Annotated in this window: 12 protein-coding genes; 4 read left to right on the forward strand and 8 right to left on the reverse strand. The window is 72.0% G+C overall.

Translation table 11 applies throughout. The features are described from left to right. Positions 1–35: 35 nt before the first annotated feature. From IH26_RS0142410 to IH26_RS0142420, 3 genes are all read right to left on the reverse strand, one after another. On the reverse strand, positions 36–1,559 hold the full coding sequence (locus IH26_RS0142410; protein ID WP_030441956.1) for a sensor histidine kinase: 1,524 nt from the start codon (positions 1,557–1,559) through the stop codon (positions 36–38). Then, positions 1,556–2,317 carry a response regulator transcription factor gene (locus IH26_RS0142415; protein WP_051809498.1) on the reverse strand — a complete coding sequence of 254 codons (762 nt, stop codon included), beginning with the start codon at positions 2,315–2,317 and terminating at the stop codon, positions 1,556–1,558. The genes IH26_RS0142410 and IH26_RS0142415 overlap by 4 nt, the downstream gene beginning before the upstream one ends. Positions 2,318–2,384: 67 nt before the next feature. After that, positions 2,385–3,656 (reverse strand): efflux RND transporter periplasmic adaptor subunit, encoded by a 1,272-nt coding sequence (locus IH26_RS0142420; protein ID WP_030441958.1) that lies wholly within the window; start codon positions 3,654–3,656, stop codon positions 2,385–2,387. A 186-nt stretch (positions 3,657–3,842) separates the two neighbouring features. Here IH26_RS0142420 and IH26_RS0142425 point away from each other — a divergent pair, with 186 nt between their 5' ends. Beyond that, complete coding sequence (locus IH26_RS0142425; protein WP_051809500.1) at positions 3,843–4,421, forward strand: hypothetical protein; 579 nt, start codon at positions 3,843–3,845, stop codon at positions 4,419–4,421. A 541-nt stretch (positions 4,422–4,962) separates the two neighbouring features. On the opposite strand, the gene IH26_RS0142430 is transcribed toward IH26_RS0142425, so the two are convergent. The 3 genes from IH26_RS0142430 to IH26_RS0142440 all read right to left on the reverse strand — a co-directional run bounded on the left by IH26_RS0142430 (position 4,963) and on the right by IH26_RS0142440 (position 8,208). Further along, entirely contained in the window at positions 4,963–5,433 is a 471-nt protein-coding gene (locus IH26_RS0142430; RefSeq protein ID WP_030441960.1) for a hypothetical protein, read from the reverse strand. A 94-nt stretch (positions 5,434–5,527) separates the two neighbouring features. Continuing rightward, the gene (locus tag IH26_RS0142435; protein ID WP_030441961.1) at positions 5,528–6,331 is read right to left on the reverse strand and encodes a GNAT family N-acetyltransferase; all 804 of its coding nucleotides are present in this window, start codon (positions 6,329–6,331) and stop codon (positions 5,528–5,530) included. Positions 6,332–7,215: 884 nt separating this feature from the next. Continuing rightward, positions 7,216–8,208, reverse strand: coding sequence for a LacI family DNA-binding transcriptional regulator (locus tag IH26_RS0142440; RefSeq protein WP_030441962.1), 993 nt, complete (start codon positions 8,206–8,208; stop codon positions 7,216–7,218). A gap of 36 nt (positions 8,209–8,244) precedes the next feature. Here IH26_RS0142440 and IH26_RS0142445 point away from each other — a divergent pair, with 36 nt between their 5' ends. Beyond that, positions 8,245–10,608 carry a beta-glucosidase family protein gene (locus IH26_RS0142445; protein ID WP_030441963.1) on the forward strand — a complete coding sequence of 788 codons (2,364 nt, stop codon included), beginning with the start codon at positions 8,245–8,247 and terminating at the stop codon, positions 10,606–10,608. 22 nt (positions 10,609–10,630) lie between these two features. Here IH26_RS0142445 and IH26_RS0142450 read toward each other — a convergent pair whose 3' ends face one another. Both IH26_RS0142450 and IH26_RS0142455 read right to left on the reverse strand, forming a co-directional pair. Beyond that, complete coding sequence (locus IH26_RS0142450; protein ID WP_211268859.1) at positions 10,631–11,173, reverse strand: class I SAM-dependent methyltransferase; 543 nt, start codon at positions 11,171–11,173, stop codon at positions 10,631–10,633. Positions 11,174–11,227: 54 nt separating this feature from the next. Next, positions 11,228–11,653 (reverse strand): hypothetical protein, encoded by a 426-nt coding sequence (locus IH26_RS0142455; protein WP_030441965.1) that lies wholly within the window; start codon positions 11,651–11,653, stop codon positions 11,228–11,230. 147 nt (positions 11,654–11,800) lie between these two features. Here IH26_RS0142455 and IH26_RS0142460 point away from each other — a divergent pair, with 147 nt between their 5' ends. Together IH26_RS0142460 and IH26_RS0142465 are read left to right on the forward strand one after the other, a co-directional pair. Continuing rightward, complete coding sequence (locus IH26_RS0142460; RefSeq protein ID WP_030441966.1) at positions 11,801–12,364, forward strand: histidine phosphatase family protein; 564 nt, start codon at positions 11,801–11,803, stop codon at positions 12,362–12,364. 1 nt (position 12,365) lies between these two features. Continuing rightward, positions 12,366–13,748 carry an MFS transporter gene (locus IH26_RS0142465; protein ID WP_157437651.1) on the forward strand — a complete coding sequence of 461 codons (1,383 nt, stop codon included), beginning with the start codon at positions 12,366–12,368 and terminating at the stop codon, positions 13,746–13,748. The last annotated feature ends 316 nt before the right edge of the window (positions 13,749–14,064 follow it).

Consider the following 14,064-nt stretch of genomic DNA (forward strand, 5'->3'; position numbering starts at 1 on the left):
GATCTTCGCCGGAACCTCGGAGCCAGCTCGGAATCTCACGGCGAGTCACCGGAGGTCGGCAGCAGGACCCGGAAAGTCGCCCCTCCCCCGCGTGGCGCGTCCAGCTCGACCCACCCTCCGTGACCATGGACGATGGCCGCGACGATGGACAGGCCCAGGCCGGAGCCGCCGCCCTTGCCGCGGGTACGGCTGGAGTCGGCGCGGTACAGCCGCTCGAAGACCCGGGGCGCGTGCGCGGGCGGCACCCCGGGCCCGTCGTCGGTCACCTCGAAGACCGCCAGCGGCAGCCCGGGCCGCACGGTGGCCGGCCCGGACAGCACGGTGGTGGACCGCGGCGGGCGGGCCGGCAGCCGGCCGACCCGCACGGTGACCTGGGCCCGGCTCGGGGTGTGCTGCAGCGCGTTGGCGACCAGGTTGGTGGCCACCTGGCGCAGGCCGTGCTCGTCGCCGAGCACGGTGGCCGGCTCGAACGTCTCGGTGTCGTCCTCCAGCCCGGCCAGCTTCACCGGCCGGCCGGGGACCCGGGCGTGCGCGTCCCGGATGGTGTCGGCGGCGATCTCGAGCAGGTCGACCGGGCGCAGCGCCGGCGGCCGCTGCCGGTCCAGCCGGGCCAGCATCAGCATGTCCTCGACCAGCACGCCCATCCGGCCGGCCTCGCCCTCGATCCGGGTCATCGTCTCGTCCAGCGCCGGGCCGGGCGGGGCGCCGCCGCGCCGGTACAGCTCGGCGAAGCCGCGGATCGAGGTCAGCGGCGTGCGCAGCTCGTGCGACGCGTCCGCGACGAACTGGCGCAGCCGGCGCTCGCTGGCGGTCCGGGCGTCGACCTCGGCCTCGATCCGGGTCAGCATCGAGTTCAGCGCGAGCCCGAGCCGGCCGGGCTCGGTGTGCGAATCGGTGTCGGCGACCCGGCCGGAGAGGTTGCCGGCGGAGATGTCGGCGGCCAGTTTCTCCATGTCGGTGAGCGGGCGCAGGCCGAGCCGCACCACGAACCAGGCGCCGCCGGCCAGCAGGGCCAGCACCAGCGCGGAGACGCCGGCGTCGATGAGCAGCAGCTGGTCGGTGGTCTGCCGGACCTCGGAGAGGGAGAGCCCGACCACCGCGTAGCCGCCGGTCGTCGCGGGCATCGCGATCGCGATCACCCGCCAGTCGGATCCGCCGTCGGCCGCCTCGATCGTGTACGGCTGTTTCGCCGCCGCGCGCGACCTGACCTCGGTGATCGGCTCGACCGGCGGCCGGGTGCTGTCGGCCGTCGAGCTGTGCTCGGGGTCGAGGACGCCGGACGGGAGGTAGACGTACATGACCTGCTCGGGGCCGAGCCGGGCCAGCCGGTTGGTGGTGCGCGGGACGTAGTTGAACCCGTGCTCGTCGGCGAACGGCCGGCTCATCCCGCGCAGCTGGTCGTCGACCCGGCCGAGCAGGTACGTACGGATCAGCACCAGCCCGGCGATGTTGGCGACGACCAGGGCGACCGCAGCGAGCGCGCCGACCACCAGCACGAGGCGGGCGCGCAGTGTCCAATGGCCCCACCGCCGCGGTCGCCAGCGGAGCCGGGAGCTCACTCCTCGCCGCCGCGTGGGAGCCGCAGGGCGTAGCCGACGCCGCGGACGGTGTGGATCAGCGGCGGATCGGTCTTGTCGATCTTGCGACGGAGGTAGTAGACGTACGACTCGACGATCCGGCCGTCGCCGCCGAAGTCGTACTTCCACACCCGGTCCAGGATCTGCGCCTTGCTGACCACCCGGCCCGCGTTGATCAGCAGGTATTTCAGCAGGTTGAACTCGGTCGGCGACAGGTCGATCAGGCGGCCGGCCCGGCGCACCTCGTGCGCGTCCTCGTCGAGCTCCAGGTCGGCGTAGCGCAGCACGCCGGAATCCGCCGAGGCCGCCTCGCCGGCCAGCTCGGGCTGGCTGCGCCGCAGGATCGCCCGGATCCGGAGCACGACCTCCTCCAGGCTGAACGGCTTGGTCACATAGTCGTCCGCCCCGGCGGACAGCCCGGAGATGCGGTCCTCCACGGCGTCGCGCGCGGTCAGGAACAGCACCGGGACGCGGCTGCCGGTGGCCCGCAGCCGCTTGGCGACGTCGAAACCGTCCAGGTCGGGCAGCATCACGTCGAGCACCACCAGGTCGGGCTCGAACTCCTCGACCGCGACCAGGGCCCGGTGCCCCGAGTCGACCACCCGCACCTCGAACTCGACCAGCCGGAGCGTGGCGCTGAGCAGGGCGGAGATATTCGGCTCATCGTCGACGACCAGGACCCGGGCGGCCCGGGCCGGAGCGTCGCCGAGAGCGACCGGGGAACGGGAATCTGTTAGCACGTGAAAGGGATATCAACGCTACCTAGGAATTCCCTATGAATTCCGGGAGAGCGAGCTGTACTCCCCGTCACCAAGATCGGGCAACCTGATCACCCTCGGTGAGACCGGACGTGATTTCCGTGTACTGGTCGCCGCGCAGGCCCACGCCGACCTTGGTCTGCACGCCGCCCTTGAGCACCGTACCGGTGTCGCCCTGGACGTTGTGCACCGCCGTGCTCGGCACCCGCAGCACGTCGGCCTTCGAGCCGGTGGTGATCTTCACGTTGGCACTCTGGCCGACCAGCAGGTCCTTGGGGGCGTCGACGAAGGCGAGCAGCACGCCGTACCGGACCATCGTGCCGTCGCTGGTGCCGGTCGGGTCGACCTGCACGACGGTCGCCTTGAAGCTCGCCCCCGGGTCGTCGGCCAGGGTGATCGCGCCGCTCTGCTTGACCGCCAGCCGGTCGGCGTCGGCCTCCGGAAAGTCGGCGCTGATCTGCATGTCGTACACGTCGGCCAGGGTGATGAAGGTCGAGCCGGCGCTGACCTGGCTGCCCACCTTGCCGCTGACGCTGATGATCCGGCCGGAGATCGGCGCGGTGATGGTGGCGCCGTCCAGCGCCTCCTGGGCCTGCTCCAGGGTGGTGGTCGCCTGGGTGACCCGCTCCTGCGCGCTGAGGATCTGGTCGGTGCCGCCGCCCTGCTGCCCGCCCTGCCCGCTGCCGGAACCGCTCGAACCGCTCGAGCCGGTGCAGGTGCCTCCGCTCTTGGTGCTGCCGGTCGAGCCGCCCCGGGTCGGGGTGGTGGTCGGGGCCGCGGTTCTGGTGGTGGTCCTGGTCGGCGAGGCGGTGGCGGTCGCGGAGGCCGAGGGAGACGCGCTCGCCGACGCGCTCGCCGAGGCCGACGGGGAGGCGGTCGGCGAGGTCCAGGCGGCCGCGACGTTCGTGCCGCAGGTGCTGGTCGTCGTCTTGGCGGCGTTGTTGCGGGCCGTGGTCAGCGCCGTCTCGGCGTCGTCGAGGGCGCTCTGTGCGTCGTTCACGGCGGTGGTCGCGTCGGTGGCGTCCACCTTGGCGAGGGACTGACCGGCGCCGACCGTCGAGCCGGCCCGCACCGAGATGCTCTCCACCGTGCCCTTCACCGCGAACGAGAGGCTACGCGTCTGCGCCGGCTGCAACGTGCCCGTGGTCGCCACCTCGGTGGTCACGGCACCGCGATCGGCGGCCACGGTGGCGGCCGCGGCCGGCTTCACGGTGGCGTCCGCCGTCAGCGCGTGCACCACCCCGTACCCGATCAGCGCGAGCACGACGACGGCCGCGGCGACCCAGATCCAGCGCCGACGACCGGCCAGAGCTTCACCCATGGGGCGGAAGTGTGCCCAACCGATCTCGCCGCCGGCTCGGTCCCACCTCGGAGTTCCCTCGGAGCTCAGATCTTGCGCACAGCTGCGGCACAGGAGCTCCGAGCGAACTCTGAGGAACCGCCCATGTTCTCCGTAGGTAGGCGAGCTTGGGTGGGGCGTCCCCTTCTATCGAGGAAAGAGGCCATCGTGCGCACAACCAGTTCCCGCACGCCCCGCCGTGCGGCGGCGTTGTTCGTCGCGTCCGCAGCCGTGCTGCTGGTGGCGGCGTGCGGCGGCAACTCGACCTCCTCGAGCGGCGGCACCGGAACCACGGGCACCGGCAACGGCAGCGGTCGTAACAGCGAATTCACGGCGTACGTCGAATGCCTGCAGAAGAACGGGGTGACCATCACGCTGCCGTCGCGCGGGCCGCGTCCCTCCGGCGCCCCCCAGGGTGGCGGGTTCCCGTCCGGTCAGCCGCGTCCCTCCGGCAGCTTCTCCGGGGGCGGCCGCGGGTTCCCGGGCGGTGGCGGCATGTTCCAGAAGCCGGCCGATGTCGACCAGGCGACGTGGGACAAGGCGCAGGCGGCGTGCGCCTCGGTGCGGCCCTCGTTCGGCGGCGGCAACCGTGGCGGCGGGATGAACGCGGCCTACCGCAACTGTCTCAAGCAGCACGGGGTCACCTCGACCGACGGGAAGCTCGACACCAGCAACGCGACTGTCAAGAAGGCCATGGAGACCTGCAAGGTGCTCCGGCCGCAGCCGAGCGCCTCGCCCAGCGCCTGATCCCCCACGCCGTCCCTGCCGCTCCCCCGTCGCGGCACGGACGGCGTGGAGCCTCCCTGCCGGTCGCGCCGCTCTTCGTCGCGGTACGGACGGCGCGGCACCTCCCTGCCGGTCGCGCCGCTTTCCGTTGCGGCACGGACGGCGCGGCACCGATCCCCGGGCTGCTCGCGACGTGGACCTCCCCCCGGCGCGCCGCGAGCGGCCCGGCTCTGTCCTCAGCGGCGGTCTCGGCACTCAGCCGACTGTCCCGCTGGCCTCGGCACTTAGCGGGGGTCCCGCTGGCCTCCGCACTCAGCGACGGTCCCGCTGGCCTTGGCGCTCAGCCGCGGTCCCGCTGCCCTCGGCACTCAGCGACGGTCCCGCTGGCTTTGGCGCTCAGCGGCGGTCCCGCTGGCTTTGGCGCTCAGCGGCGGTCCCGCTGGTCTCGGTCCTCAGCGGCGGTCCCGCTGGTCTCGGTCCTCAGCGGCGGTCCCGCTGGTCTCGGTCCTCAGCGATGGTCCCGCTGGTCTCGGGGTCAGCGGCGGTCTTGCTGGTCTCGGGGTCAGCGGCGGTCTTGCTGGTTGAGCTGGGCCCAGCGGCCGGCCAGCTGGCGGCGGCGGCAGGCGACCAGGTGGCTGGCGAGGATGGCCGGCTGGCCGCCGCGGACGCAGGCGTCGGCGCCGGCGGTGAGCACCGCGGCCACCTTTTCGGCGGGGGCGTTGTCGTCCACCAGCGCTACCAGCTGGGTGCGGTGTGGGAGCAGCCGGCGGGCCAGCGCGATGTCGCGGACCGCCGAGCCGACGAACAGCACCAGCTCGTCGGGGTGGACGTCGTCCAGGTCGGCGGCGGCGCGCACCGACCAGCCGGCCGGCAGGTGCTGGGCGAGACCGGTCACCCGGGCGGCCGGGCCGAGCACGGCCACCACCGGGTGGTGGCCCGTGGTCGCCGGCAGGTGTGCCGGGTTCAGCGGGAGGCCGGTCGCGGTGGCGCTGAAGTCGCGGGCACCGACGTTGCGGTTGAGCTGCACAAGCATGGCGCTTTCCCCCTGGGCTGAGCGGGTCGGGTTCGTTAGTCACCTTCACCATTCGCCTTCAGGCTTTGGCACCCATGTGCCGTGCCTGTGGGTTTCATGTACGCCGTTGATCTTGATCGGCTCGCTGCCACTCGTAGGGGGTGGTCGTCGATACCTTGAGCAGGCCGGAACGCTCGAGGATCGGGCGGGAGTACTCGGTGGAGTCGCTGTTGATGAGGGTCTTGCCCATTTGCAGGGCTGAGCGGGCGCGTGCGGCGGTCAAGGCCCGGTAGATGCCCCGGCCGCGCCACTCGGGGCGGGTTGCGCCGCCCCAGAGGCCGGCGAAGGTTGTTCCTGGGACCGGCTCCAGGCGGCCGGCGCTGATGAAATGACCGTTGGCTTCCGCCACCCATAGCTCCATGCCGTCGTTGCGGGACAGGCGGCGGAGGAGGGCGTTTGCCGTGTCGTCGCTGATCGGGTCGCCGAAGATCTCGTCGGCCATTGCGCTCATCGCTCGGACGTCTCGCTCCTCGGTTACCGTACGCAGGGTTACGCCGTCGGGGAGCGGTACATCGACGGCTAGTGAGCTTGCCTCGCCGATCATGATGGATTCCTGGTCGCCTTTGGTGAAGCCGTTTGCCAGCAGGGCGTCGTGCAGGCCGGGGGCGTGGTCGTGGCCTCGGGTTTTCCATTCGACTCTGCTGATTTCGGGGGTGGCCTGGTAGTGGGAGAGGGCTTCGGGGACCAGGCGGTCGGGGTCGGCTCCATCCAGGCTGCGGTAGGTGATGAAACCGCGGCCGCCGGAGAAGGTTACTAAGCGTAGGGGGCCTAGGCGGGTTACGTCTATGGCGCTCGGGGTTTCGGCGTCGGTGCGTAGTTGGTCGTCGTAGGCCGCCAGTAGCTGGGCCGCATCCATCATGGGTGTCACAATGGGGTGGCGGCGGTCTTGGAAGCAAGCTGATTTGGGGGCCTCCGGTTGCGGTCGCGTCGTGGTTACGGCGCTCGCCATGGCCCGGGGCTGCGTGGTTGCTCTGGATGCCGCCCCTTGCGGTCGCGTCGTGGTTGGGCTGCGTTTGCCATGGCCCGGGGCTGCACGGTTGCTCTGCGTGCCGCCCGGTGCGGTCGCGTCGTGGTTGGGCTGCGTTTGCCATGGCCCGGGGCTGCGTGGTTGGTCTGGGTGCCGCCCGTTTCGCGTGGCGGCAATTCTCTCCCATCGGTTTTGGCGGGGCGGAAAATGGCATGATCGAGTGGGTTTTCGCGCTTACCACTGTGGTTGTGGAGGTGGGAAAATAATGTATGGGGCAGCTGGGGTTGTTTTCCAAGGCTGAATTGGCTGGCATGCGCGATCGTACCAAGTCGCGGCGGTATTCGGCGGAGGCTGAGGCTTTTCGCCGGGCGCATGCTCGTCGCCGTGACTTCGGTCTTGCGCAGCGGCATGGGTTGAAGCTGATGCGTGCGCGCCTTGAGCGGGCCGAGCTCAGCCCGGTGTCGGCTGATCACTGGGTGCGTCGGGTGATCGGTTCGCCGGAGACTCGGGATGCGCATTCCACGCCAGCCGCCCGCTGGCCGGAAACGGAAACGGAAACGAAGCCGGAGCCGCAAACGAAGCGGGAGCCGGAAACGGAAACGGAAACGGAGCGGGAGCCGGAAACGGAGCGGGAGCCGGAAACGGAGCGGGAGCCGGAAACGGAGCGGGAGCCGGAAACGGAGACAGAAACGGAAACGGAGACAGAAACGGAAACGGAGACAGAAACGGAGTCTGAGCCGGAAACGGAAGCGGAAACGCGCGACGCGCATTCCGCGTCAGGCGCTCTCCCGGCGGACGAGTTGGATCAGGGTCTCGGTGGGGACGGCGGGGCCGGGTTTGCCGCCGATCGCCGCGACCACCGTGGCCGACAGGTACGCCGCCATCGCTGCCTGGTCGGTGGTCACCGTGGTCAGCGCGGGGGCGGCCAGGCGGGCCGGCGGGATGTCGTCCACCCCGATCACCGCCAGGTCCCCTGGAGCATCGAGACCACAGTTGCGTACGCCGGCCAGCACCGCGAGCGCCACCTCGTCGTTGTAGGCGCACACGGCGGTGACTCCGGCGGCCTGCCAACGGCGTACGCAAGCTGCTGCTTGCGCCGCGTCGAGCGGGACCGTCTCGATCGCCGGACCATCTGTCGCCCGCTCTTGGCACTCGGCCCGGACGCCGGCCAGCCTCGGCTCGGCGAAGATGCGCAAGCGGTCGTCGTCGGGGTAGGCGTAGCCGAGGCGGGTGTGGCCGGTGGTGAGCAGATGAGCGGCCTGGCGGCGGCCGACCAGCTGCTGGGGCACCTCCAGTTCGCGCCGGCCGCGCCGGGGGCCGCGGCCGAACAGCGCCACCACCAGCTCTACGCCGGAGGCGTGCATGGCCGCTACCTCGCCCTCGGAGAAGTCGGCGAAGGCGATCACCGCGGCGGGGGTGATCGCCTTCCAGATCTCGGTGATCGGGCGGTCCTCGCGGTTCCCGGGGTGGGCTACCAGGGTCAGGCCGTGGCGGGCCAGTGCTGTCGACAGGTTGCCGAGCATCGAGCCGACCTCGGGGCCGATCGGCCAGTCGGGCAGCAGGCAGAGCACCACCTCGGAGCGGCCGATGCGCAGGGCGCGTGCGGCGGCGCTCGGTGCGTAGCCCAGGCGGGCGGCCGCGTCGAGTACCCGGGATCTTGTGTCGGTGGAGATGGTCTGGCCGGGGGTCTGGTTGAGGACGTAGCTGACCGTGGCCCGGGAGACGCCCGCGAGGCGCGCTACGTCGGCGCTCGTGACCCGGTTCTTCACGGTGACAAGACTACTTACACGTGTAACCATGGTGCCATGTCCTTCGACGACCTCGTCAAGTCGCTGGATCTGGCCGCCAAGGTGCGGCTGCTCACCGGCGCCTCCGCCTTCACCCTGCATGCCGAGCCGGCGATCGGCCTCGGTGAGCTGCGGTTCTCCGATGGGCCGACCGGTGTGCGCGGGCTCAAGTTCTCCGGGGGGCGGGTGGTGTCGCTGTTCCCCAACGCGACGCTGCTCGCCTCCTCCTGGGACCCGCACGCGCTGTACGAGGTCGGGGGGCTCCTGGCCGAGGAGGCGATGGCCCAGGAGATCCACGTGGTGCTCGGTCCGACGATCAATTTGCATCGCACGGCGCTCGGCGGGCGGCTCTTCGAGGCGTACTCGGAAGATCCGCTCCTGACCGGCAAGCTGGCCGCCGCCTACGTGCGTGGCATGCAGGACAACGGGATCGCCGCCTGCCTCAAGCATCTGGTCGCCAACGAGTCCGAGACCGAGCGCAACACCGTGGAGAGCGTGGTCGACGAGGCTACGCTGCGCGAGCTGTACCTGTTGCCGTTCGAGATCGCCGCGCTCGACGGGGGCGCCTGGTCGATGATGGCCGCCTACAACGACGTCAACGGGTCGCCCGCCACCGAGCAGCACCATGTGATCAACGAGGTGGTGAAGGGCGAGTGGGGCTATCCGGGCCTGGTCATGTCCGACTGGTTCGCCACCAAGTCGGCCGCGCCGGCCGCCAACGGCGGGCTCGACCTGGTCATGCCGGGGCCCGGCGGGCCGTGGGGTGAGGCGCTGGTCGCCGCCGTCCACCAGGGACTGGTCACCGAGGACGTGATCGACGATCACCTGTCCCGCCTGCTCCTGCTGGCCCAGCGGGTGGGCGCGCTGGGTGCCGAGCGGTCCTGGCCGTCGTCGCTTCCCCGACCCGATTCGGCCGTACGGCGGGAGCAGCTCACCCGGCTCGCCGCGTCGGGGATGACCGTCCTGAAGAACGAGAGCGACGTCCTGCCCCTGGATCGTTCCGTGCGGGTCGCGCTGATCGGGCGGCACGCCGTCGAGACGATCGGCATGGGTGGCGGCTCGGCCCAGGTCAACCCGCCGCACCAGGTCAGCGTGGCGACCGGGCTGAGCGAGCTGCTCGACGTGACCGTGGTGGACGGCGTGGAGGTGCGCACCCGGCCCGTCCCCAGCCGGTTCCTCACCGACCCGGTCTCGGGGGTCGCCGGCATCCGGGCGACCCTGTACGACGCCGACGGTGCGGTGCTCGAGGACCGGTTCTGCCCCCGGTCCACGACGATGGTGGGCATGGACGACGACTTTCCCGGCACCGTCGCGTCGATCCGCCTCGCCGGGCGGGTCGGTGCGGACGGGCCGGTGGAGCTGGGTGTCCTCGGGGTCGGTTCGTGGACGGTCGGCGATGCGTCGTTCTCGCTCGAGGCCGACGGTCACGGCTTCGGCGAGGAGGTGCTCACTCCCCCGCTGTGGACCGGCCGCTACGACGTCGCGCCGGGCTTCCTCTTCGAGGCGACGGTCACGCCGGCCTTGCCCATGGGGCTTTTCGGGCTCATCGGTCACAGTACTCCCCGGGCCACGGTCGACGTGATCGACGACGCGGTCCGGGCGGCCGCCGCCGCGGAGGTGGCCGTCGTCGTGGTCGGCCTCACCGAGGAGCAGGAGACCGAGTCGGTCGACAAGTCCACGCTGCGCCTGCCCGGCGCCCAGGACGCCCTGGTCGAGGCGGTGGCCGGCGCGGCGCGCCGCACGGTCGTGGTGGTCAACGCGGCGACGCCGGTGCTGATGCCGTGGCTGTCCCGGGTGGACGCGGTGCTGTGGGCGGGCCTGCCCGGCCAGGAGGGCGGCCATGCGGTCGCGGCGGCGCTGCTCGGCGACATCGAGCCGGCCGGGCGGCTGGTCACCACGTTCCCGGCCGCCGACGGGGCGGCGCCGGCCTGGTCCGTGACGCCGGTCGACGGGAAGTTGCGGTACGACGAGGGCACGTTCATCGGGTACCGGGGGCACTACGCGGAGCGGGCGCCGGAGCCGGCCTTCTGGATGGGGCACGGCCTCGGGTACGGCACGTGGGAGTACTCGGACGTGCGCCTGGCCGCCGGCGACTCGCCCGCCGTCACGGCGACGGTCAAGAACGTGGGGGCGCGACGCAGTCGCGAGGTGGTCCAGGTGTACTGGCAGCCGGACGAGGCGGATGAACCGGTTCGGCTCGTGGGGTGGTCGGCGGTGACCGTCGAGCCGGGCGAGTCGGCCCTGGTCACGGTCCAGCCGGACGAGCGGTTGTGGCGTCGGTGGGATTCGGCGGCGTCGTCATGGCGGCGCCTGGCGGGTGGCGGGGAGTTTCTGGTGGCGCGGGGACTCGGGGACATCCGGGCGACGGTCAGTGGAAAGTGAACAGGCGCGGGCCGGGCGGGAGTCAGGGACGGCCGGTTTCCGGGCGGCGCGACATCCCGACCCGGAAGCGGGCGTCGCCGGGGGCGCAGAAGGCCAGCTCGGTGTAGCCCTCGGCGCGGAACTGGGAGCGGACCTCCCGGCTGGGGTCGGCGTCGTCGCGGCGGCCGCGGGTCCAGATCACGGTCGCGCCCGGCTTGGTGAGGGCGGGCAGCGCGGCCACCGTCCGGCACATGTCCTCGTGGCTCACGTTGCCGAAGACGCCGCAGGCCAGCAGGATGTCGGCCGGCTCCAGGCCGGCGTAGGTGGCCGTCGCGCCCGCGTCGGCGGCGCGGACCTCGACCCTCGGCAGGTCGAGGCCGGCCGCGGTGGAACGCGCGCGGGCCGCCAGGACCGGGGAGAGCTCGACCAGCACCGCGGGCACGTCTCGGCCGCCGTCCTGGGCGGCCAGGACGGGCAGCACGTCCCGCCCCTCGCCGGCGCAGATGCTGAGCAGCCGCACGGGCGCCGCCGCCGACGCGAGTGCCGAGCTCAGATATTGCCGCACGACGACGAGCCGGCGCGCCAACGAGGACTCCGTGACGTCGTAGCCCGCGTGCCATCCGACCCAGTCCCGGCCCATTCAGGGAGTGACCTGCAGGAGGGGCTGTTCGTGGGCGTGGGCCGCCCGCAACAGCGGCGCCACATTGAGCGGCGTCATGTAGGGCTGGAGGCGGCGGACGTACTCCGCCTGGTTGAGGACGGTGGTGCGCAGTTCGGCGAGACTCCCCGCTCCGCTGCGGACGTTTTCCGCGGAGCCCAGCGCCGCCCCGGCCACCAGCGCCGGGAGGTCGGCGGTGAAGCGGGCGGCGCCCAGCACCTTGGTCACCCGGGTGGTCACGGCGTGCGTGACCGGGTCGAGGGAGATCTGGTAGCTGACGTCGTTGCCGATGTACGCGACCGCGGACGGGCCGCCGGTCGACGGGCCGGACATGCCCAACTGGGCGACCAGGAAGTGGAAGGCCTTCGCGACCTCGGTGTCGAAGGATTTTGCCAAGTGCACAGCCATGCCGAACCCCGATCCCGGCGGAAGAACGGATTAGATCGACGAAAGCAGATGCACTGCCGGTGCGCAACGGGTTCCGCCGACGATCTTCCCTGTGGTGGTGCGCACGACGCGGAGCGCGCGGGGCGGGTGGCGGGTAGAAAGGAGGGCATGGCGGAGATCGTGCTGATTCGGCACGGGCAGACGGAGTGGAGCGCGGCCGGGCGCCACACCTCGTACACAGACCTGGAATTGACCGCGGAGGGCGAGCGGCAGGCCCGCGCAGCCGGTGAGCGACTCGCCGGGCGGAAGTTCGCCGCGGTGATCTCCAGTCCGCGCAAGCGTGCGCTGCGGACCGCCGAGCTGGCCGGGCTGCAGGTCACCGAGGTGACCGAGGATCTGGCGGAATGGAACTACGGCGAGTACGAGGGGATCACCACGGCCACGATCCGCGAGTCGGATCCGTCCTGGTCGCTGTGGACGGACGGCGCGCCCGGCGGGGAGTCCCCCGAGCAGGTGGCCGCGCGGATCGACCGGGTCCTCGCCCGCGCCACGGAGTTGCTGGCCGAGGGCGACGTCGCGCTGGTCGCACACGGGCATTCGCTGCGGGTCACCGGCGCGCGCTGGATCGGGCTGCCGGCGAGCGGCGGCGGGAAGCTCGCCCTGGGCACCGCGACCTTGTCCACGCTCGGCTTCGAGCACGGCAACCAGGTGATCGACTCCTGGAACGCCTGACGTGACCGGCGGTGCGCGCTGGCTGGCCCTGCTGGTGGCCGGGGCGTTCTTCATGGAGATCCTGGACGCCACCGTGATCGCGCCGGCGGCGCCGCACATCGCCGAGGACCTGCACGTCACGGCCGTTTCGATCAATGTCGCGATCACCGCGTACGTGCTGACCCTGGCCGTCCTGATCCCGATCAGCGGATGGCTCACCGAGAAGTTCGGCGCGCGCCGCGTCTTCGGGCTCGCGGTGGCCCTGTTCACGCTGGCGTCGGCCGGGTGCGCCGCGGCGACCAGCCTGCCGATGCTGGTGGCGACCCGGGTGCTGCAGGGGGTCGGCGGGGCGATGATGGTGCCGGTCGGCCGGCTCGTGGTGATCCGGACGACGGCGAAGACCGACCTGGTGCGCGCGATCGCCTACCTGACCTGGCCGGCGCTGGTCGCGCCGCTGGTCGCGCCCGCGCTGGGTGGGGTGCTCAGCACGTACGCCTCCTGGCGGTGGATCTTCCTGGTCAACGTGCCGCTCGGCGTGGTCGCGCTCGTGCTGGCCCGGCGGCCGGTGCCGGACGTGCGCTCGGAGGATCCGGGGCGGCTGGACGTACGCGGGTTCCTGCTCGCGGCGTGCGGGATCGCGGCCCTGGTGTTCGGGCTGGAGGGGGTGGCGGCGGAGCGGCCGCGCTGGGCGGTGGCGGCCGGCGCGCTGGTGGTCGCCGTGCTCGCGCTGGCCGGCACGGTGCGGCACCTGCTGCGCGACGACCGGCCGCTGGTCGACCTGCGGATCCTGGCGCTGAAGACGTATCGGGTGACGGCGCTGGGCGGGTCGGCGTTCCGGGCGGTGATCACGGCGATCCCGTTCCTGCTGCCGCTGTTCTTCCAGCTCGGCTTCGGGTGGAGCGCCGCGCGGGCCGGCCTCGTGGTGATCGCGCTGTTCGCCGGCAACGTCGGGATCAAGCCGGCCACCACGCCGCTGATGCGCCGCTTCGGCATCCGCGCGGTGATGCTCGGCTCGGTGCTGCTGTCGGCGGCGTGCCTGGGCGGGATCGCGCTGCTCGAGCCGGGCACTCCCCTGCCGCTGCTGCTCGGGCTGCTGTTGCTGAGCGGGATCTTCCGGTCCACGGGGTTCACGACCTACAACACGGTCGCGTTCGCGGACGTGCCGACGTCCAGGATGACGAGCGCGAACACGCTGATGTCGACGGTCCAGGAACTCGGCGGCGGCCTCGGCGTGGCGGTCGGGGCGCTGCTCGTCCGGCTGGGCGCCGGGGTGGGCGCGGCCGGGATGGCGGCTTATCGGTTCGCGTTCGTGGTGCTGGCGGTGCTGCTGGCGGTGCCGGCGCTGGAGGCGTTCCTGCTCCCCCGGACGGCGGGCAACGTGGTGGCCGGCCGCGCGGAAGCCTGACCCGCGGGTGGTACCACGTTCGGGTGGGGCGGTCGGCGGAAGGTTGCCGCGCACAAGGTTCTCATCTGCGTGAATGGCCCACGGACGGAACGGGTGGACCGTTCCGGCTACCGCCCAGGCGGGACGCGGAAAGAACCGAAATGGCTTACGTTCTTTCCCATGCTCGGCGATGGCGTTGGGGAGGCCAAAACCATGATTACGTACGCAAGCGTTCCCGGCCGGGGGATCGTAGTGGCGGTGTGCGTGCTGCTCGTCGCGATCACCGTGGTGGTCGTGCGGCTCGGCCGGCGCGCCCGCCCACGCCCGGTCGACCCGC

This window comes from Actinoplanes subtropicus, from assembly GCF_000721705.1.
GTDB classification, from domain to species: Bacteria; Actinomycetota; Actinomycetes; order Mycobacteriales; family Micromonosporaceae; genus Actinoplanes; species Actinoplanes subtropicus.

Bases quoted from the DNA above. Each gene is read 5' to 3' on its own strand.
- IH26_RS0142420 (WP_030441958.1), bottom strand. From the start codon at position 3,656: ATGGGTGAAGCTCTGGCCGGTCGTCGGCGCTGGATCTGGGTCGCCGCG.
- IH26_RS0142430 (WP_030441960.1), bottom strand. From the start codon at position 5,433: ATGCTTGTGCAGCTCAACCGCAACGTCGGTGCCCGCGACTTCAGCGCC.
- IH26_RS0142435 (WP_030441961.1), bottom strand. From the start codon at position 6,331: ATGATGGATGCGGCCCAGCTACTGGCGGCCTACGACGACCAACTACGC.
- IH26_RS0142445 (WP_030441963.1), top strand. From the start codon at position 8,245: ATGTCCTTCGACGACCTCGTCAAGTCGCTGGATCTGGCCGCCAAGGTG.
- IH26_RS0142455 (WP_030441965.1), bottom strand. From the start codon at position 11,653: ATGGCTGTGCACTTGGCAAAATCCTTCGACACCGAGGTCGCGAAGGCC.
- IH26_RS0142460 (WP_030441966.1), top strand. From the start codon at position 11,801: ATGGCGGAGATCGTGCTGATTCGGCACGGGCAGACGGAGTGGAGCGCG.